The organism is Microcoleus sp. B4-C2 (assembly GCF_036705265.1).
Taxonomy (GTDB): domain Bacteria; phylum Cyanobacteriota; class Cyanobacteriia; order Cyanobacteriales; family Microcoleaceae; genus Microcoleus.
Map to the genome: position 1 here is coordinate 1 of NZ_JAUBUB010000117.1, position 18038 is coordinate 18038.

Below are 18038 nucleotides of genomic sequence, written 5' to 3' on the forward strand. Positions count from 1 at the left end.
CGTCCCGCCCGTCCAAAAAGGACGGGCGGGACGCCCATCCCACTTTCAAGAGTGGAAGTTATTTAATTCTCATTCCTTATAGCCCTTGATAAGCGGGCATAGGGCATAGGCCTCCGTGGGCATAGGGCATAGGCCTCCGTGGGCATAGGGCATACCTCACCAAGATTGAGAACTGCTGTATGGCTGCTTGTTGATTATCTCCGGCATAAGTGCCTTGGTTTTGCGAACCCTGGCACAAATTAAAATAATATCTGTACATTGCCGACTAGCATCAAATCCCTGGCAGTGGTAAGAATTAAACCAAACGAAAGTAATTAAGGATGCCATGTCACTTTCAACTGCACAACCCGCTCTCCTAGTCCTGGCTGACGGTACTGCTTACCGCGGCTGGTCGTTTGGCGCTGACGCCACCGTCGTTGGCGAGGTAGTATTTAATACTGGAATGACGGGCTACCAAGAAGTATTGACCGATCCCAGCTATTGCGGTCAAATTGTAACTTTTACTTATCCAGAATTGGGCAATACCGGGGTAAATCTTGAAGACGAAGAATCCTCGCGCCCGCAAATTCGGGGTGCGATCGCCCGGAACGTATGCAGCCGCCCCAGCAACTGGCGCTGTTCGCAATCTCTGCAAGACTACCTGAAACAGTACGATATCCCCGGAATTTACGGGATCGACACCCGCGCCCTCACTCGCAAAATTCGCACGGTGGGAGCGATCAATGGTGGCATTTCGACGACGATTCTCGACCAGGCAGAGCTTTTGGAACTCGTGCAAGATGCCCCCAGCATGGACGGGCTGAATCTGGTCCAGGAAGTCACCACCCGCAAGGTTTACGAGTGGTCTGAAGCCACGGACTCGGTTTGGGAGTTCAGTCCTACAGTCAAACCTGCTAACGGCCAAATGTGGACGGTGGTAGCGCTAGACTTTGGGATCAAGCGCAACATCCTGCGGCGTCTGGCGAGTTACGGGTGTCGGGTCATCGTTGTCCCCGCTGACACGTCGGCGGAGGAAATCCTCAAATACAACCCGGACGGCATTTTTCTGTCCAACGGCCCCGGAGATCCGGCGGCGGTAACGGAAGGGATCGCGACTGCGAAAGCTTTGTTAAAGTCGGACAAACCCGTATTCGGCATCTGCATGGGACACCAAATTTTGGGACTTTCCTTGGGTGCAGAAACTTTTAAACTTAAGTTCGGCCATCGGGGATTGAATCATCCAGCGGGTTTAACTCAGCAAGTAGAAATTACTAGCCAAAATCATGGTTTTGCGATCGACCCCGATTCCCTAGCCCCCGAAGTAGAGATTACTCATCTCAATTTGAACGATCGCACCGTAGCCGGATTGAAGCATAAAACTCTGCCACTGTTTTCAGTGCAATACCACCCCGAAGCCAGTCCTGGCCCGCACGACGCCGACTATTTATTCGATCGATTCGTGCAGTCAATGCGAGACAATCAGAAAGTAGCCAGCAGTAAGTAGTCAGCACTCAGCAGTCATTAGTCAGTAGTCATCAGAGGCTGTTTGTGTCGATCGCTTCTGACTAATGACCAATGACTAATGACTAATGACTAAAAAACTGTAGACAAAAGACCAAAAAACTCCTATAATGAAGCCTCGACTTTAAGCCATATCTAGCTAGGAGGGTGTCATTTCTGAGTCATTGACCCTGACCGTTAGCCTCAGAGGCACTCGCGAAGTCAAGAATAACTATCAGTTATTTCGCTTGACGGGCCTGCTGGACGCTTTTTCTGAGGCCACTTTTCGGAAGGTAATAAGCAAATGTATTGACGAGGGCCCAAAACACGTAATTTTGGACTTGTCTCAGATAGACTTTGTGGATAGTTCAGGCTTGGGCGCACTTGTGCAGCTTGTCAAAAAAGCCCAAACCTTGGAAGGGACATTGCAAATTGTCTCAAATCCCCGCGTAACTCAGACTGTTAAACTGGTTCGCTTAGAGAAATTTTTGTCTTTGCAGCCTTCGGTTGATGAGGCGGTAAAAAACGTCAAGGATGCTTGACGCCAAAGTGAATTAAATTAGCTATCCGGTTCTCAACGCTGGATAGCAAATTTTTATTTTTGTGCGGGTAAAACAATATCGATTTTCCCAGAAGCTGCGACACGCGCCATCGGCTATTTCCCCGATGCCTAGAGTTTCGGTGGAGGGGCAGTAAAATATGTGTGGCAAACACGCGGAAAAATGGTACAAAAATTAGAGCATCCCGATTTGGTAAAAAGCCTTTTTTAGGAGTGCGATCGTCGCGCCAAGCTTTGCCTATATATCTCGCTTCGTGCTCTGAGAGCGAACAGTCCTGTAAAAGCTATAATTGCGGAAGTGACGAAAGACGAAATAAGTAAGTAACTAGAAAAACCAAGCTGTGCGGAAGTTTTATTTAAAAAAGTATGTCGCCGATCGCAGATGACGGACTCAAACTGAGTCTGACGGATATCAGTTTAAATCGAGTGCATCCTGCGAGGGCTACACCAGCAGAAATAGAAAGAATTTCGCCCGCAGCCTGGGCATATTTGGGAGATGCAGTGTACGAACTCTACGTTCGGAGTTCGTACTTAGTCCCGCCCAGAAGATTGCAAGCTTATCACGAATTGGTGGTGGGGCAAGTACGAGCCGAAACTCAAGCGCGTCACTTGCGATCGATCTCTCCTTACTTGAACAGTACAGAATTAGCAATTGTCAAGCGCGGCCGCAATGCTGCAGCGGGCCGTTCTAAGCGAGCAGATCCAGAGATATACCAACAAGCCAGCAGCTTAGAAACTTTGATCGGATATTTGTATCTCACCGATCCCGAAAGATTGACCGAGATTCTGGCACTTTTAGAACTTGAGACTTAAAGGATTTAGCAGTTAAGAGTTGGGAATGGGGAGGGAGTAATTAACCATCCTGGCACGGCTAACATAAAACCGCAAAAATCTCGATCGGCAAAACAGGATTTATCAGTTATTAACTAGCAATTTGAACACAGCAAAATCCTTGCTCCCTCGCTAGACTATCTCAAATCTCAAAGTCCAAAGATTGCTCCCTCAATCAAGAATCTCACATCTACAATCTACAATCGACTAGCCTTCAGCCCAAACATTTTGACCACAAGAAACCAATGAGAAAATTTACCAAACCAAACTTTTCGCGATCGAATTCCGACAGTAAGCCATTCAAAAGCGAAGGCCGCCGTCAGGACTCACAACCATCCTCTCCCCGCTTTGAACGCAAGCCCCGTCCCGACACTCGCGGAGTAGACGCCCCTCAAAAGCGATCGACCTTCGCCCCACAATCGCGAGAAATGCCCGTGAGAGCAATTTTCAAACGGAGAGTCGATTCTGACAGCCAACCGGAAATTCGCAGAAATAATCATTTCAAAGACAGAGACAGCAGCCCGCAGGAATCCCGCGGCAATTATTACCAAGACAGAGACAGAGATAGCAGCCCGCAGCCTGCCCGCAACAATTTCCGAGACAGAGACAGAGACAGCAGCCCGCAGCCTGCCCGCAACAATTTCCGAGACAGAGACAGAGACAGCAGCCCCCAGCCTGCCCGCAACAATTTCCGAGACAGAGACAGAGACAGAGACAGAGACAGCAGCCCCCAGCCTGCCCGCAACAATTTCCGAGACAGAAACAGAGACAGCAGCCCGCAGGAATCCAGGGGCAATTATTACAAAGACAGAGACAAAGACAATAGCCCGCAGGAATTCCGGGGCAACCATTTCAGAGACAGAGACAAAGACAGAGACACTCGCCCTGTTGACACTGCCTCCAATACAGTCGTGCAACCAGACGCAGACACAGACGACATGATTTACGGCCGCCATGCGGTACAAGCAGCTTTAGAAACAAACCAAGTCCTCAACCGGATCTGGGTTGTTCCTCACCTGCGCTACGATCCCCGCTTTCACAGCTTGCTAACCGAAGCCAAAGCCAACGGCAGCATCATTGACGAAGTTGACGATTTGCGCCTCGACTACATCACGCGCAAAGCAAACCACCAAGGCGTAGCGGCTCAAGTATCAGCCTACGAATACCTGGATTTGAGCGAACTGATCGCAAAGGCTAAGTCTGCTTGCGAAGATCCAGTAATTGTGGTAGCAGAAGGACTCAACGACCCGCACAATCTAGGGGCGATTATTCGCACCGCAGAAGCATTGGGATCTCAGGGCATGGTGATTCCGCAGCGGCGGGCGGTTGGGATTACCTCAGCAGTGAGAAAAGTGGCAGCAGGGGCACTGGAAAGCCTGCCCGTGGCGAGGGTTGTCAATCTTAACCGGGCGCTGGAAGAACTCAAAGAGGCTGGATTCTGGATTTATGGCACTGCCGCAGGCGTCGGTCAATCTATAGAGACAGTCAAGTTCTCCGGGCCGACTGTTTTAGTGGTGGGTGGTGAGGCTGACGGTTTGAGCCTTTTGATACAGCGCGGATGTGACGGATTAGTTTCAATTCCTTTAAGGGGCCAGACTCCTAGCCTGAATGTCTCGGTAGCAACAGGGATGGCTTTATACGAAATTTACCGTCAGCGCGGGCCCAAAAAGTTTCACGTACACGGATCGTAAAGGTGGTTGAAAAAAAGAGCACAACAGAGTAGTTTATTGTCAATGCCGCCCAGCATGGAGTGGCACGACACCCGGAACAAGTAAGGATAGTCGATCGACTGTCGTTACTTGTTCCGGCGAAAGTAGAAGAAGCCTAGCCCCTAGGTTCAAACAGGAATTCGACACAAATCTATTTAGATATATTTAAATAGGTTTGGAGCGGTTCTTGGCAGCAGTCAGCCACGTGTAAATAACAAAAGCCTAGGCGTGTTCGCAGCACCCTGAAAACACCGTCAAATACATTAGAAGAAAAGCAGATGAAAGAATTCTTGATTAGCTTGCTCAACTTTTTCGGATTGGCTTGGTGGGTTGAAGTTAAAACTTCAGCGCCGCGGTGCATTTACTATTTTGGCCCGTTCTTAACCCAGGCAGAGGCGGCAACTGCAAAAGCAGGATATGTAGAAGACATAGAAAATGAAGGGGCAGAAGGTGTTAGTGTTTCGATTCACCGCTGCAAACCAATTACTTTGACGGTTGCAGAAGATTTGGGAAAGCTTGGTGATGGAGGGCTGTGGCCGGTTTTGAGCGGTCAGTAGAAGCAGGGGAATTTTGAGTTTTGAGAGGCCTACGCTTCCCTCGCAACGCTGTGCGGTTTTGAGTTGTCAGTTGTAACTTCAAAACAGTTGAGTGTTGGGTGATTAATTGCTTCTGACACACTCCAAACTTAAGACTAGCAATTGCCAACTGCTTCGGGGTGACTCTCTATCCAACGATCGATGTCTGCGAGTACCCGATCGGGAATTTCCCAAGGGAACAAGTGGGCAGTATTGGGATAGCACTGCCACTGACAATCGTGGAGGTGGCGGGCGGTTTCTAAACTGGATGCTGAGGTGATGTGCCGATCGCCTTCTCCGGCCAACACCAAGCTGGGACATTGAATCTCGCCCAGGTGCATCAGTCGATCGTATCCAGCCCTCAGAGCGGTATTTAACGCCTTTGTGGCCGTGTTGGAAGTCTTGAGGTAGGCGGGGGTACCTGCCTGTGCTAAGTAGCGGTAAGGGGTGGCTGTATGCTGCTGTATCAAGTAGCGAAAGAGCGATCGCCTCGCAAAAGTATCAATATTCCACTGCCAACCCGGTATCACCCAATTGATAATTCCCGCTAAACCAGTGTAAAGGTTATCTTGCCAAGAGATGGGAGGGTGACTTCCTCGCGGTTTGGCTGCGGATGCGAGTACAATCAAACCGGTGACTCGCTGGGGATATTTCATGGCTAATTCCAGGGCTAAAATCCCTCCCAAAGACCATCCGATTACCAAACACCGATCGACTCCTAATCTGTCTAATAGTGCTTCTAAATCGACCAGATGATCGGTCATTTCAAAGAAAGTTGAGGTGCGGCTGTTGCCGTATCCGCGCAAGTCTGGGGCGATGGTTTGGAAGCGTTTTGATAGGTGTTCTGTGAATACCGACATACAATCGCCGGAACCTGGATGGCCGTGCAAGCAAAGAATAGGAAACCCTTTGCCTTTGACGGAAACACTGAGTTGTTGATGCGGCATTTTTTAACTGTTTGGGCGGTGCGTTGTCCCCGCTATAAATTTTATATTCCAGCGGTTAAAAGCTGGGGTTTCGGACCATGTAATCGGCAATTTTAGAAATAGACTGGCGCATTTGTAGCTCGCCGCTGCGGCTGTCAATCACAGTAATCACATAGGCCTCGTCGTCAATGCTCATCGCTAAAGTTGTGCCGAGTACCCAGGAATTTTGACCGGTTTTTTCCCCCAACCACTGAGCTTTAGTTCCTTCCAAGGCGGCAAATCCCAGAGCGTGATCGTACTGGCGGTTGAGAGTTTCTATTAACAGTTTAGCACCGGGTGTTTCGCCGTTGTAAATTTGCACCATCATTTCGGTGAGTTCGTTAGCAGTCACGCGGTTGCGACCAGAACCGGGGTTGGAGGGCATAATTCTTTCCCCCATTAATTTGAAGTTGACGCGGGTGACTTCGTAGCCGCTATTATCTAAATATTGATTGATGTAATCCGAACCTAAATAATCGATTAGTTGATTGGTGGCGATATTGCTGCTGCGATAGATCATTTCTTCTAACAGTAGCTGTAGCGGGTAATTGCGATTAGACCTAATCTTTGCCGATGCGTCTTCGGTGAAATTACCGCGAGTGACTAATACTTCCTGGTTCAGACTAATTTTTTCTTTTTCGACTTTTTGCATCAGGGCGACAGCAATCGGCAATTTAATTAAGCTGGCTGGACTGACAGGAGGTACATCGCCCCGCAGGTGTACGCACTCTCTAGAAAGGTTGCAAATACCGATCGAAGCTTGAGCCGACAAACCGCTTTCCCTGGCAAGCACACCCAACAAATCAGATTTTGCTTGCTGCACTTGAGAGGTTGCTGCTGTTAAATTTCCCCGGTATTCTTGAGTTTTTGAGGCAGTGACGGAAGCTAAAAATGAATTTTGAGGAACTTCCTGCAAGTTGTTGAGGGCTTGATGCCAGAAAAATTGAGTTTGCTGCGAAGATGCGATCGACTTATTGGGCTGCTGTTTAGTTTCTACGGCTCTGTTGGCTAAACGGACTGCTTGCTGTAAGTTGTCGTTAGCCCTCTTTTCTACTAATATTTGAGCTTCCACCGCTTGCAACTGCTGTAGCAGTTGTTCTTGAGGATTGGCGGCTGCGAAGGGAACTAAGCCGGAAAGGATGCTTGGTTCTGGGGAGGGAGATGAGGGTTGTTCTAATTCGGCGATTAGCCCATCGCGAATTTTGTAGAGTTCGTCTAGGGAACGCGGGTTAGATGATTGAGAGAATGAACTTGCGATGGTTAACATCTGAACCAGTCCAATGCCGGCTACTACTGCCGCCATCTTGTTGGCGATCGACAAAAAACACCTAATATCTCGCATATTTAACATCCTCAACACAACCCTATTCAATATAAGCAGCTATTGTTACATCATTGAAATACTCACCGGCCTCTTATGAGCGGTGATTCTTGACGCTTCATCGGGTTTTGCTACCGAAGTAGTCTGACAATCCCTCTGCGCCCGTTTTGAGTCGTGGCGATTCCCCATCCCGACTTTCTCTATAATTCTAGAAGCGTTTTGATCCCTATCTTGTTTAGTACCACAACTCAGGCAAAGCACTGAACGAACAGACAAATCGATTTTACCCCATTTGAAACCACAATCAGCACAAACTTGGCTAGTAGGTTCCCACCTACTAATTACTTGAAACTCTCTGCCAAACTTTTCGGATTTGGATTCACAGAGAGTTCTAAACTCTCTCCACCCTTGCTGGCTAATTGCCCTTGAGAGCTTCCGGTTTCTTACCATCCCGGATACATTTAAATCTTCCAAAATAATCACTTGGTTTTCGTTAACTACTTTAGTTGACAACTTGTGCAGAAAATCTTTACGGGTGTCGGCAATGCGGTTGTGCAATTTAGCAATCTTGATTCGTGTTATGTTTCTCCTTTTAGAGTCTTTCGGCTGGCGAGCTAATTTACGTTGAAGTTTACGGATTGTGCGGTCTAGACTTTTATAGCTAGGGCTTTTGGCTTCCTCACCGTTACTCATCACTGCAAAAGTTGTGATTCCTAAATCGATTCCGATACTTTGGTTTTTCGCCTCAGATGGAATGTGTTGAATTTCTACTAAAAAACTCAGGAAATAACGATTTCCACAATCTTTGATTACTGTGACAGAGCTAGGTTCGGATGGCAGTGTTCTTGACCATATAGGGTTAACAACACCTATCTTGGCTAAATAGACACCGCCATTTTTCAGAGAAAAACCCCCAATCCTAAATCGTGCCGACTGGCTATTTGCTCTTTTTTTGAACTTGGGATAACCAACCTTGCAACCTTTTCGCTTTCCTTTGCAGGAGTCGAAAAAGTTCTTGAAAGCCGTTTCCAAGTCCGCTACAGATTGCTGTAGAGGAATATTGGAGACTTCGCTTAGCCAAGCTCTTTCTTCGGTCTTTTTCGCTTGGGTGATCACGATTTTTTGCAGTTGGGCCGAACTTGGCTTTTTCTCGGACTGCTTGCAGAGAGCTAGGCTATCGTTCCAGACCTTCCTCACGCAGCCAAACAGCCGAGCCAAGCTCTGCTTTTGTTCTGTCGTTGGATAAAATCTGTACTTGAACCTCGCCTTCATGTTTATACTAATATTGGTCTGTAGGTTTGATTATATATTGGTTTGCAAGTAATGACAACTATTTACCGCCATGAGCGCAATTCTGTTACAGAACTTAAAATGCACTTGGTCTGCGTAACAAAGTATCGTCGGTCTGTATTTACGAGCGAAAGTCTTGATTTGATTGAAAAATCGTTTCGTGAGGTAGCTCAAAAAATGAACTTTCAAGTGCTAGAGTTCAATGGCGAAGGCAATCATGTTCATGCGCTGATTGAGTATCCGCCTAAATTATCGACATCTCAAATTGTTAACGCATTAAAAGGCGTTTCCAGTCGTCGGTACGGACAGGCTGGACACGAAAAACCCCACAAAGAAGCTTTGTGGAGTCCTAGTTATTTTGCTGTTTCTGTAGGAGGTGCGCCTTTAGAAGTTTTGAAGGAATATATTAGAAACCAAGAAAAGCCGTCCTAGAAGGACGGGGCTTGTATCTCATTTTTTTTGTCAAACGGTTTTAGATTTTAGATCGGAGATTGTAGATTGAAGAACAAATCTCAAATCTCAAATCTCAAATCTCAAATCTCAAATGGTTTTGATCGCGCCAATGTGGCAAAATAACCAAAATAAAGGGAGCGATCGCACGAAGGCAATCAACCCCCTTTAAATATTGCGAACTCTCTACTTTTTGCGCCGCCGTCGCCAGTCAACACCCAACCGCTTGAGATAATCCCAGCCGCGTTGGGGCCAGACATGATCGCTACCGATTTTTTCGGCAATCCAGCGAGCGACTTTGGGGCCTGTCCAGTCTCCGCCGTCGGGGGCAGGGCCTTGCAGCGCTTGTCGCAGTTCTTCTTGCTGTTCTGGATTCAGCAAGGATTTTGCAGGAGGGGGCTGGCGGTCTCCGCTGCGATTTCTCACAGAGTTAGGCCCTTCTCGGTTGTAGCGCTGGACAATTTCTTTGGCGTAGTCGTAGTTGAGGCCTACGACTTGGGCTGCTTGTTTGATAGTCCAATTTCGGGACACTAACAGCAGCAAGTGCCAGCGGCGCGACTCTGTGGTGTTTTGTGCCTGCCGGTAGCGAATTTTGAGTTCCTCTGCCGTCAGGTGGGATTCTAAGTGAGCTTTAGGTGGCATTCCTCCAACGGGGCATCGGGAACTTCTTACCATATATCTTGGGTTTTGGGGATAATTCCGGATGAAATTATTTTCCTGGGGATCGTTCGGGCAAATAAGTAGCTTTTTTTACCCCAGATACACGCAGCTAGTCGCACTTGAGGAAGGACTGATGTTTTTTTTGCAGGTGCGCGCAACAAAAGACCTCGGTGTGGCGGTGAGCGTTCCGAGCTTTTTTGTGAACCCCAGATTTCTGACAGGCTTTTTGAGCTCTAGTACAATGGGCGTGGATCGGAAAAGGTCGATTACTATTTTCTTCGATCGCGCAGCCGCCATTAAATCACTCAGATGACTGATAACTTTCAGTCATTTTTGACTAAAAAAGTGTTCTTCATAATCTGGTCCTAATTATTAGGGTATCGACCGCCCTAATCTAATACTTTATTATCAGAATTTTCTATTCTCAGTTCATTTATTTATGGATTTTAAGGACGCCATTCCTCTCGTCATAAATCAGCTTTATATGCTTCCAACTATGCTTTTCAAAATAATCATATCTAACCAAACTGGTAAGTATTATTAATAAAGAAATAGTATTGTCTGAAGATTCCCGCAATAAAGCAGTCATAATCTGGTATTAGTGGATTTTTTATGCCCTCTTTTTCTACCATGAATTATGGGTTGCATCGAAGAGAAGCTGGGCTCTAATATTTTAGAATTTAGATTACAGAATTTGGAAGGACTGATTTCCTAATGATTGTGATATTGCATACACATTCTTGGAGGCAGAACCTAATTATGTAGAGGCCGGATTGCCCACTTTACCCCTTACTTATATAAATATCGAGTCAAACCACTTTTTGCATAAGTTTTGATACAGTTGCATTCTTGGTTTGTTAAAAGATGAGGTAAAAAACTCGATCGCTATTTTGTGTTCGGTGGGATTTGGGGAATTTAATCTATTGTAGATAAAATGACCGATCGCGCGTTAGCGGAGTCCTCTTCGAGGCTCGAACTTTCGCCACAAAAATAGCCGACTTTGCCTTCAGGCTGTAAGCAGGTACAATTGCCAGTTATATTAACTGTATTGTCTCAAAGTAGAAACGATAAAGGTACGAGCATGGCATCCATCCGCGAGTTGCACCGACAACTGGTCAATAAAGAACGCTCTGCTGTGGAAATTACTCAAGAAGCATTAGACCGAATTACCCAGCTAGAGCCGAAGTTGAAAAGCTTTCTGTGCGTGACAGCAGACAGCGCACTGGCGCAGGCCCATAAAGTGGATGCCCAAATCGCAGCCGGAGAGCAAATTGGCCTGTTGGCCGGCATCCCGATCGCCGTTAAAGATAATATGTGCACCGAGGGCGTTCCCACAACCTGCGCCTCTCGGATTTTGGAGAATTTTGTGCCTCCCTACGATGCCACCGTCGTCTCCAAACTCCAAGCAGCCGGTGCGGTGATTGTGGGTAAGGCGAATATGGACGAGTTTGCAATGGGGAGCTCGACAGAAACTTCTGCCTATCAAGTTACCGCGAATCCGTGGGACTTGGAGCGCGTACCCGGCGGGTCTTCTGGCGGTTCTGCCGCAGCGGTAGCCGCTGGAGAATGCGTCGTGAGTTTGGGTTCGGATACTGGGGGATCAATCCGCCAACCTGCTGCTTTTTGCGGTTTGGTGGGGCTGAAACCGACTTATGGGTTGGTTTCTCGCTACGGTTTGGTGGCCTATGCTTCTTCTCTCGATCAAATCGGGCCCTTTGGCCGGACTGTTGAGGATTCGGCGATTTTGTTGGGGGCGATCGCCGGTTATGATCCGAGAGATTCCACGAGTCTTAATGTCCCAATTCCTGACTACGCTCAAGCTTTAAGACCCAGTTTGCGACCGAAGGGTCAGATTAGAATTGGTGTAATTAAAGAAACTTTTGGTGTAGGGCTGGACTCGGGGGTTAAAGACGCTGTTACTAAGGCGATCGAGCAATTTCAACAATTGGGCGCAGAAATTCAAGTCATTTCTTGTCCCCGGTTCCGCTACGGTTTGCCCACTTACTACATCATTGCTCCCTCGGAAGCTTCGGCAAATTTGGCGCGATATGATGGAGTTAAGTACGGTTTCCGGTCTCCAGACCCCGATAATCTTTTGGATATGTATGCCAAAACCCGCTCTCAAGGGTTCGGTGCGGAAGTTAAACGCCGGATTGCGATCGGCACTTACGTATTGTCGGCTGGATATTACGATGCCTATTATCTAAAAGCTCAAAAAGTTCGGACTTTGATTAAAGAAGACTTTGAAAAAGCTTTTTCTCAAGTTGATGTTTTAGTCTGTCCCACTGCTCCTACTACCGCATTTAAGGCAGGCGAAAAATTCAATGATCCCCTGAGTATGTATTTGTCAGATTTGATGACTATTCCCGTGAATCTTGCTGGTTTGCCAGCTTTGAGTTTGCCCTGCGGATTTGATGATAAAGGACTGCCCGTGGGTATACAACTGATTGGTAATGTTTTGCAAGAATCTCGGTTGTTTCAGGTGGCTCACGCTTACGAACAGTCTACGAATTGGCACTTACACCACCCCGAATTGCATTAATTTTTGGAAATCGGCGGAATACGGTGGCGGAAGTTAGTAATCGATCTTGGCTAATTGTCTGAATTAATAATTTGCCATTAGCTTTTGAGCGATCTCTAATTTCCCGCGTGCTCTATCTATGAACAATTTGCTAGTATTCCTTTTGTCTAAATCGCTAATAGCTTTTGGGATAGTTTTGGCCGTTGCTTATTCTGCTGCTTGTGTATTCCTCTTTGTAGCGCAAGGTAAGTTTATCTTTTTTCCGGCGCGGGCGATCGAAACTACGCCAGATGATTTTCAGTTGCAATATCAAGATGTCTGGCTGCCAATTCCAACTAAAACAGGCGCGGTGGACAGCGTGCACGGGTGGTGGATTCCTGCCTCGGAAAATCCCCCCAGCCCCCCCGAAGCTAGGGGTGGAGCAAGAAAGGGGGAGGCTGTTCCCTCTGTTAACACCGGAGACTCGGATACCCCCCCCAGCCCCCCCTTGCCAAGGGGGGGAGCTAGAGGAGTCGGAACGTCCCCGCAAAGTGAGAGACCGGCAGTCGCTCCGGTTCCCCCCCTTAACAAGGGGGGGTTAGGGGCAGGGCTGTTTGATTCTCACCAAAAACGAGGTTTTTGTAGGGGTAGTGCCCCCGTGCCTACCCCCGCCACCAACCATCGAATGGGGGTTTCTGGCAAAAAGGGCCGGCACGGGGGCACGGCCCCTACCAAGAATGAAACCGCCCTGGGGTTAGGGAAGGTAGTTTTGTACCTGCACGGCAATGCTTCAAATGTGGGATCAAATGTCGAACACGCTTATCGATTTCATGGGTTAGGTTTGTCGGTATTTGTGATGGATTATCGTGGTTATGGCAAAAGCCAGGGCGATTTTCCGAGTGAATCTCAGGTTTATGAGGATGCTCAACTTGCTTGGGATTATTTGGTGAAACAGCGGGGGATTAACCCGAATCAAATTTATCTCTACGGTCATTCTTTGGGAGGGGCGATCGCGATCGATCTAGCCTTGCGTCACCCGGAGGCCGCAGGGGTAATTGTAGAAGGCTCTTTTACTTCGACGCGGGCGATGGTGAATTTCCAAAAAGGGCTGTTTTGGATGTTTCCGATCGATGTTTTACTGACACAGCGGTTTGATTCTCTTTCAAAAGTCGATCGGCTGCAAATGCCCGTGCTGTTTATTCACGGGGCTGCTGACAATGTAGTTCCAGTGGAAATGACCAAAAAACTGTTTGATGCAGCACCTGAACCCAAACAGCTTTACATAGTTCCTGACGGAGGTCACACTAATGTGGCACATATCGGGGGCGCAGAATATCTGCAAATACTGAGCCAATTTTTAGGTTCTTCACAGTAGATAAAAGCTCTTGGCGGTAACAGGTTAAGTTTGATATCTGTACCGCCTGCTCGCACTTCTAACAGTAGATATCTAAAGCGGAGCAGTTATCCCGATGATATCGCTTAGTATAACCTTAATACATTCAGCCACCAGTCATTCAAGGCATAGCAATAATTGCAGTAATTGTTCGTGTTTATAGCTTGTTCTTTCTTAACTTCGCAGCCTCGCCGAGAGGTTTTTCTGTCCGGCATCCGGGCGCCGCAGAGATTGGCATCTATGAGATTAGCTTTGTTCAATCTCGCATCCCTCAAGTCGGCATTTCTCAGGTCTGCACCGCTGAGATTTGCACCGCTTAAATCGGCTTCTTTGAGGTCTGCACCCCTGAGATTTGCACCGCTTAAATCTGCATTTCTCAGGTCGGTTCGAGTTAGTTTAGCGGCGCTCAAATTACTGCATTTTAAGTTAGCCAACTGGAGGGATGCGTCTCGCAGAAAACTCTCGCTGAGGTTGGCATTTTCTAAGTTGGCTCCCCTGATGTCGGCCCTGCTCATGTCGGCTTTGCTGAGGTCGGCGTCAGCCAAAAAGGCGTTTCTCATGTTGGCGTTGTTTAAATTAGCTTCCATTAAGTCAGCCGCAGTCAAGTCGGCATCAACTAAGTCGGCCCTGCTGAGAGTGGCGCGGCTCAAGGAAGCGCCAAACAAATCTGCACGGCTCAAGGAAGCGCCAAATAAGTCGCATCCGGGACATCCTCTGGTTTCTAGCAGCCGCTTTACTAGAGACAGATTTTGAGCTTGTAAGGGAAGTGCGGCGCAAAATGGGAGTAGCATTATCGCTGCAGTCAGAATTTTCAGTTGGATTTTGGTCATAGTCGGGGTAAGTTCTGTAACTGCCTTTCATCACGGATTTGTCTGCTGGACTTACGCGCGGGGGACCAAAAACCCGGTTTCCTCGTTAATTCCTGGCTGTCAAACCCAATATTCTAAGCAGAAACTGGGTTGTTTGCGTAAGTCCTAGTCTATTGACACTCCCTGCGCTGAAGCGACAGGGATTCTTAAGCCCATAATTTATGTCTTAAAGGCGCTGACAATTCGCCCCTACTGATTCCGCTTAGATCAAGTCCAAGCATTACCGCTACTTTTCTACCAATATTGCCACAACCGTTGCAATCTGCATTGATCAACCAACCTTGAGCTGTTCGATACAAGCCACGCTTAATTCGTTTACCAGATGGAAGCCACCCTTCGGGTTTCTCGCCGAATGTAGGTAGCAAATCATTATCAACGAATGAAGCCTTTGAGGAATACGATTCTTCAGTCTCCAGAAATCTTAAGCCGTACTGCTCACACAATTGACCAATTCTATCCTTCAGTCTGCCCGTAGGAATCTGCACAAACTTTTGATTAGTTTTGCTTCCCATGTTGGCAGACTTTTTTTGTCCTTTGTTCCAGCCAAATACAACGGTTCCTATTTGATTGTTCAAACAATGATTAATCACCTTTTTGGCTGCCTTGTTGACGGCATCTCGCATCTGACGATTTCGTCTCTCGGTTACGCTGGCAAGTTTTTTAGACCAAAACCCGTTAGCTTTCCCCTTCATCAAAAATGCAACTTGCTTGTTGTAACCTTGATTGAGAGACTTTATGTGCTTGCCATCAACTATAAAACTTGTACCAACGTTGCTCACACAAGTTAGCCAATTATCTACGCCGTGGTCAATCATCAAGCATCTGGCAATATCTACATCTGATTGGACTTCAGTAGTTTTGTAGACAAACTCTAGGTAGAAACAGCCGTTTCGAGGAAGAATGCGATATTCCCGAATAGCCTTGAAATCAAGATTAGATGGCATGGGCAAGTAAAACGCATCTAGACCAAACCACACTTTGACCTTGCTGCCTAGGGGAAATCTCAACATTCCGTCTTTGAGTTTTACCGACCTACCTGTAAACGTCACCACAGCCCTTCCGCCTTGACGATATTTCGGCAGCTTAGGGCGGTCTATAATTATCCCATTTTTAAACGCTTTCATTAGTCCTAGAAAAGACTTGAAAGACTCTGCTACACCCGTCAGGATTTGTTGGGCTGTATCAGAGTAAAATGCTTGATAGTGTCGATTTCGATTTTCGGTTCCTAGAACCTTGTGCAACTGAGCGCGGTTCGGAACCTTGCCAGTTTTAAAATATAACTGGCGGGCATAGTAAGTCCCGCAATTAGAAAGTTTTGCAGACTCTGAACACAGATATTCGAGAATCGCCTTAATCTCTGAGTCAGCTCGAATTAAGTTTTGTTGACAGCCAAACATGAGTTATCCTCCTTGTTATACAATTGTACAGCAAAACACCGGATAAAATCATGAAGAAACGTTTAGATTTTCGGATTCAAGAGTCTGAATTTAAAATTCTTGAAGAACACTGCAAATCTGTAGGTCGGACTAAAACCGATGTACTTAGGGAATTAATCAGGAGCCTCAAAGTTAAAGAAAAGCCGTCAAGCGAAGGACGGGGCTTCAGACCCAGTTTCTTGGTGGATGGACGCGACTCGACGGTGTAAGGTTCGATCGCGCTCACGGAAGTTACTTACGCCTTGGGGATGAAAGCCCGCACATCAAGGCTCCCCTGCAGCGGCGATCGGCCCGAGGCGCTAAATGCCGGGGATTCTGGCGACGGCTGTGGCAAGTGGCTGACTCCGACAACGGATAAGTATTTGTAATCGATGCAGTTGGATTTTGCTGCTGAGGGCGATCGTTCTCCGTACAGGCGATCGGTAAATAAGCCAATTGGCTTAGACTCTTAAGACATATTGCTGATGCGCTGCCTTCTCTAAAAAAGATAGCATTTTTGTATGATCCCCGAAATAATACCGAGCCAGCAAGTATAAAAAAAATATACCAAATGTATCGGCGGGTGGGAAAATAGGGTACAGCTAATACTTTCAGACGAGGAAAATAGATGTCCAACAGCATAGATCAACTTGCAGAAGGTGGCAGGGGGATCAAACTCATGTGGCAGATTGCAGACGAGATCAGTTACACCCGGACTCTCGACAATCGAAACTGTTTGTGGCTGAGCAAAAGTTACGAAGTAGAAGGTTGCAATCGCTCCCAAAATATAAAAAAAGCTAGCGTTTTAGATGGGTTAATGAATTTATTAAACACCTGGGATTGGCAGACTGAAACAGAGCAGGAAGAAGAGCTGCATGAAACTTTTATTCAACATATTAGCCTGCAAGTCAACACAGATGTCAATGCTTTAACTCAAGTTTTGTTGTGGTTTGAACAGTTGAAAGATATATCGCTCCCCAATGAAGTTTGGTGGAAGATTCAGTTGGGGTTGGCTGAAGGTTTTACTAATGCAGTTCGCCACGCTCACAAAAATCTGCCAGTAGAAACTCCTGTGCAACTCGAAATTACGGTGTTTAATGGACGGTTGGAACTCAAAGTTTGGGATTGCGGCCCGTGTTTTGATTTTGATGCTAAGCTGAAGGAAATTCTGGCAGCAGATAGAAAAGGCGGCTTGGACTTAGAGGTTTTGAACGATGCTTGCTTGATGCCTAGCAGACAGAAAAGTTTGGAACCGTCTCTATTTCTAATTGCTGGGTAGCTTTGGGGTGATGGACAATTAACAGACTGGCACGGTAAAAAATGTGTTAGTAGGCTAAAAACGGTGTGAGGGGAAAATTTACGGGTTTTGTCTCGGCGTGGGTGAGGGGTTTTGAATACTGCCCACCTGCTGCGGCTTGGGTTAAGAGCTATGGTATTGGGTGATTCTATAGCGGTTCGATAGAAACGGGTGCATCTGTCGAATTAAATATTATAATTAAATATTAAAAACTCAACATTAAAAGTTAAAAATTATTCACACTAATTTTTGAGCTTTTAATTTATCATAGTATCTGGTCGCTCACCAATTACTAATGATTTCCAAAGAAACTTTATTTGTTCTGTCTCTATTTCCCTACTTGGGATTTCTCTGGTTTTTGACTCGATCGGGAAAAACACCTCGTTTAGCTCTGATGGGATTTTACGGGACTCTCGTTTTTGTAGCGGTGACGATTCCCGCCGCAATTTACGCAAAAGTTGCCTACAACGAGTCACTAGCAAATGTCGATTGGCTGCACGGTTCTGCGGAACTATTCTTAACACTTGCCAATATTTTATTAGTTTTAGGCTTTAGAGAAGCGGTGATTAAAGCCAAAGAATCCTCACAAGAATAAACTTGAGAGGGTAGTCGGGATTAATGCGAGACTTTCATTTGACTAGCGTCTGTTTAGGATCGCGAATTAAATAACTTACAATTTTAATTGTTATTGTGGGATGGGCGTCCCGCCCGTCCAAAAAGGACGG

Annotated in this window: 17 protein-coding genes; 11 read left to right on the forward strand and 6 right to left on the reverse strand. The window is 46.8% G+C overall.

Annotation, left to right across the window (positions count from 1 at the left end; translation table 11 throughout):
* Window positions 1-325: 325 nt before the first annotated feature.
* From carA to QUB20_RS25070, 5 genes are all read left to right on the forward strand, one after another.
* Complete coding sequence (gene carA, locus QUB20_RS25050) at window positions 326-1483, forward strand: glutamine-hydrolyzing carbamoyl-phosphate synthase small subunit (protein WP_333250225.1); 1158 nt, start codon at window positions 326-328, stop codon at window positions 1481-1483.
* A gap of 181 nt (window positions 1484-1664) precedes the next feature.
* Window positions 1665-2021, forward strand: a complete 357-nt coding sequence (locus tag QUB20_RS25055; RefSeq protein ID WP_333037230.1) for an STAS domain-containing protein — start codon at window positions 1665-1667, stop codon at window positions 2019-2021.
* Window positions 2022-2404: 383 nt separating this feature from the next.
* Entirely contained in the window at window positions 2405-2851 is a 447-nt protein-coding gene (locus tag QUB20_RS25060) for a ribonuclease III domain-containing protein (protein ID WP_333250227.1), read from the forward strand.
* A 263-nt stretch (window positions 2852-3114) separates the two neighbouring features.
* On the forward strand, window positions 3115-4560 hold the full coding sequence (rlmB, locus tag QUB20_RS25065) for a 23S rRNA (guanosine(2251)-2'-O)-methyltransferase RlmB (protein ID WP_333250229.1): 1446 nt from the start codon (window positions 3115-3117) through the stop codon (window positions 4558-4560).
* 296 nt (window positions 4561-4856) lie between these two features.
* Window positions 4857-5135: a DUF1816 domain-containing protein gene (locus QUB20_RS25070; RefSeq protein WP_333057159.1), complete on the forward strand. Its 279-nt coding sequence runs from the start codon at window positions 4857-4859 to the stop codon at window positions 5133-5135.
* A gap of 134 nt (window positions 5136-5269) precedes the next feature.
* On the opposite strand, the gene QUB20_RS25075 is transcribed toward QUB20_RS25070, so the two are convergent.
* Genes QUB20_RS25075 through QUB20_RS25085 form a run of 3 tightly spaced genes read right to left on the reverse strand, consistent with a single transcriptional unit; the run spans window position 5270 to window position 8711 of the window.
* Window positions 5270-6100 carry an alpha/beta hydrolase gene (locus QUB20_RS25075; RefSeq protein ID WP_333245467.1) on the reverse strand — a complete coding sequence of 277 codons (831 nt, stop codon included), beginning with the start codon at window positions 6098-6100 and terminating at the stop codon, window positions 5270-5272.
* 55 nt (window positions 6101-6155) lie between these two features.
* The gene (locus QUB20_RS25080; RefSeq protein ID WP_333250232.1) at window positions 6156-7460 is read right to left on the reverse strand and encodes a serine hydrolase; all 1305 of its coding nucleotides are present in this window, start codon (window positions 7458-7460) and stop codon (window positions 6156-6158) included.
* 45 nt (window positions 7461-7505) lie between these two features.
* Complete coding sequence (locus QUB20_RS25085; protein WP_333250235.1) at window positions 7506-8711, reverse strand: transposase; 1206 nt, start codon at window positions 8709-8711, stop codon at window positions 7506-7508.
* A gap of 51 nt (window positions 8712-8762) precedes the next feature.
* Here QUB20_RS25085 and tnpA point away from each other — a divergent pair, with 51 nt between their 5' ends.
* Window positions 8763-9161 (forward strand): IS200/IS605 family transposase, encoded by a 399-nt coding sequence (gene tnpA / locus QUB20_RS25090; protein ID WP_333250238.1) that lies wholly within the window; start codon window positions 8763-8765, stop codon window positions 9159-9161.
* Between the two features lie 204 nt (window positions 9162-9365).
* Here the strand turns inward: tnpA and QUB20_RS25095 are convergent, their stop codons facing one another.
* The gene (locus QUB20_RS25095) at window positions 9366-9821 is read right to left on the reverse strand and encodes a helix-turn-helix domain-containing protein (protein WP_333250240.1); all 456 of its coding nucleotides are present in this window, start codon (window positions 9819-9821) and stop codon (window positions 9366-9368) included.
* A 1099-nt stretch (window positions 9822-10920) separates the two neighbouring features.
* On the opposite strand from QUB20_RS25095, the gene gatA reads away from it, so the two are divergent.
* A complete protein-coding gene (gene gatA, locus QUB20_RS25100) occupies window positions 10921-12381 on the forward strand; it encodes an Asp-tRNA(Asn)/Glu-tRNA(Gln) amidotransferase subunit GatA (RefSeq protein ID WP_333157548.1) in 1461 nt (486 codons plus the stop codon).
* 118 nt (window positions 12382-12499) lie between these two features.
* Window positions 12500-13714 carry an alpha/beta fold hydrolase gene (locus QUB20_RS25105; RefSeq protein ID WP_333250243.1) on the forward strand — a complete coding sequence of 405 codons (1215 nt, stop codon included), beginning with the start codon at window positions 12500-12502 and terminating at the stop codon, window positions 13712-13714.
* Between the two features lie 104 nt (window positions 13715-13818).
* Here the strand turns inward: QUB20_RS25105 and QUB20_RS25110 are convergent, their stop codons facing one another.
* Together QUB20_RS25110 and QUB20_RS25115 are read right to left on the reverse strand one after the other, a co-directional pair.
* Window positions 13819-14562, reverse strand: a complete 744-nt coding sequence (locus tag QUB20_RS25110) for a pentapeptide repeat-containing protein (RefSeq protein WP_333250245.1) — start codon at window positions 14560-14562, stop codon at window positions 13819-13821.
* Window positions 14563-14747: 185 nt separating this feature from the next.
* A complete protein-coding gene (locus tag QUB20_RS25115; RefSeq protein ID WP_333250247.1) occupies window positions 14748-15998 on the reverse strand; it encodes a transposase in 1251 nt (416 codons plus the stop codon).
* 50 nt (window positions 15999-16048) lie between these two features.
* On the opposite strand from QUB20_RS25115, the gene QUB20_RS25120 reads away from it, so the two are divergent.
* The 3 genes from QUB20_RS25120 to QUB20_RS25130 all read left to right on the forward strand — a co-directional run bounded on the left by QUB20_RS25120 (window position 16049) and on the right by QUB20_RS25130 (window position 17908).
* Window positions 16049-16246, forward strand: a complete 198-nt coding sequence (locus QUB20_RS25120) for a hypothetical protein (protein WP_333250249.1) — start codon at window positions 16049-16051, stop codon at window positions 16244-16246.
* A 398-nt stretch (window positions 16247-16644) separates the two neighbouring features.
* On the forward strand, window positions 16645-17295 hold the full coding sequence (locus QUB20_RS25125; RefSeq protein ID WP_333250251.1) for an ATP-binding protein: 651 nt from the start codon (window positions 16645-16647) through the stop codon (window positions 17293-17295).
* 313 nt (window positions 17296-17608) lie between these two features.
* Window positions 17609-17908, forward strand: a complete 300-nt coding sequence (locus tag QUB20_RS25130) for a DUF3593 domain-containing protein (RefSeq protein WP_333250253.1) — start codon at window positions 17609-17611, stop codon at window positions 17906-17908.
* Window positions 17909-18038: the final 130 nt, after the last annotated feature.

Excerpts from the sequence above, each read along its gene's own strand:
- QUB20_RS25120 (WP_333250249.1), top strand. The coding sequence starts at position 16,049 with ATGAAGAAACGTTTAGATTTTCGGATTCAAGAGTCTGAATTTAAAATT.
- carA (WP_333250225.1), top strand. The coding sequence starts at position 326 with ATGTCACTTTCAACTGCACAACCCGCTCTCCTAGTCCTGGCTGACGGT.
- rlmB (WP_333250229.1), top strand. The coding sequence starts at position 3,115 with ATGAGAAAATTTACCAAACCAAACTTTTCGCGATCGAATTCCGACAGT.
- gatA (WP_333157548.1), top strand. The coding sequence starts at position 10,921 with ATGGCATCCATCCGCGAGTTGCACCGACAACTGGTCAATAAAGAACGC.
- QUB20_RS25075 (WP_333245467.1), bottom strand. The coding sequence starts at position 6,100 with ATGCCGCATCAACAACTCAGTGTTTCCGTCAAAGGCAAAGGGTTTCCT.
- QUB20_RS25125 (WP_333250251.1), top strand. The coding sequence starts at position 16,645 with ATGTCCAACAGCATAGATCAACTTGCAGAAGGTGGCAGGGGGATCAAA.
- tnpA (WP_333250238.1), top strand. The coding sequence starts at position 8,763 with ATGACAACTATTTACCGCCATGAGCGCAATTCTGTTACAGAACTTAAA.
- QUB20_RS25105 (WP_333250243.1), top strand. The coding sequence starts at position 12,500 with ATGAACAATTTGCTAGTATTCCTTTTGTCTAAATCGCTAATAGCTTTT.
- QUB20_RS25115 (WP_333250247.1), bottom strand. The coding sequence starts at position 15,998 with ATGTTTGGCTGTCAACAAAACTTAATTCGAGCTGACTCAGAGATTAAG.
- QUB20_RS25080 (WP_333250232.1), bottom strand. The coding sequence starts at position 7,460 with ATGCGAGATATTAGGTGTTTTTTGTCGATCGCCAACAAGATGGCGGCA.
- QUB20_RS25085 (WP_333250235.1), bottom strand. The coding sequence starts at position 8,711 with ATGAAGGCGAGGTTCAAGTACAGATTTTATCCAACGACAGAACAAAAG.
- QUB20_RS25130 (WP_333250253.1), top strand. The coding sequence starts at position 17,609 with ATGATTTCCAAAGAAACTTTATTTGTTCTGTCTCTATTTCCCTACTTG.
- QUB20_RS25060 (WP_333250227.1), top strand. The coding sequence starts at position 2,405 with ATGTCGCCGATCGCAGATGACGGACTCAAACTGAGTCTGACGGATATC.
- QUB20_RS25095 (WP_333250240.1), bottom strand. The coding sequence starts at position 9,821 with ATGCCACCTAAAGCTCACTTAGAATCCCACCTGACGGCAGAGGAACTC.
- QUB20_RS25070 (WP_333057159.1), top strand. The coding sequence starts at position 4,857 with ATGAAAGAATTCTTGATTAGCTTGCTCAACTTTTTCGGATTGGCTTGG.
- QUB20_RS25110 (WP_333250245.1), bottom strand. The coding sequence starts at position 14,562 with ATGACCAAAATCCAACTGAAAATTCTGACTGCAGCGATAATGCTACTC.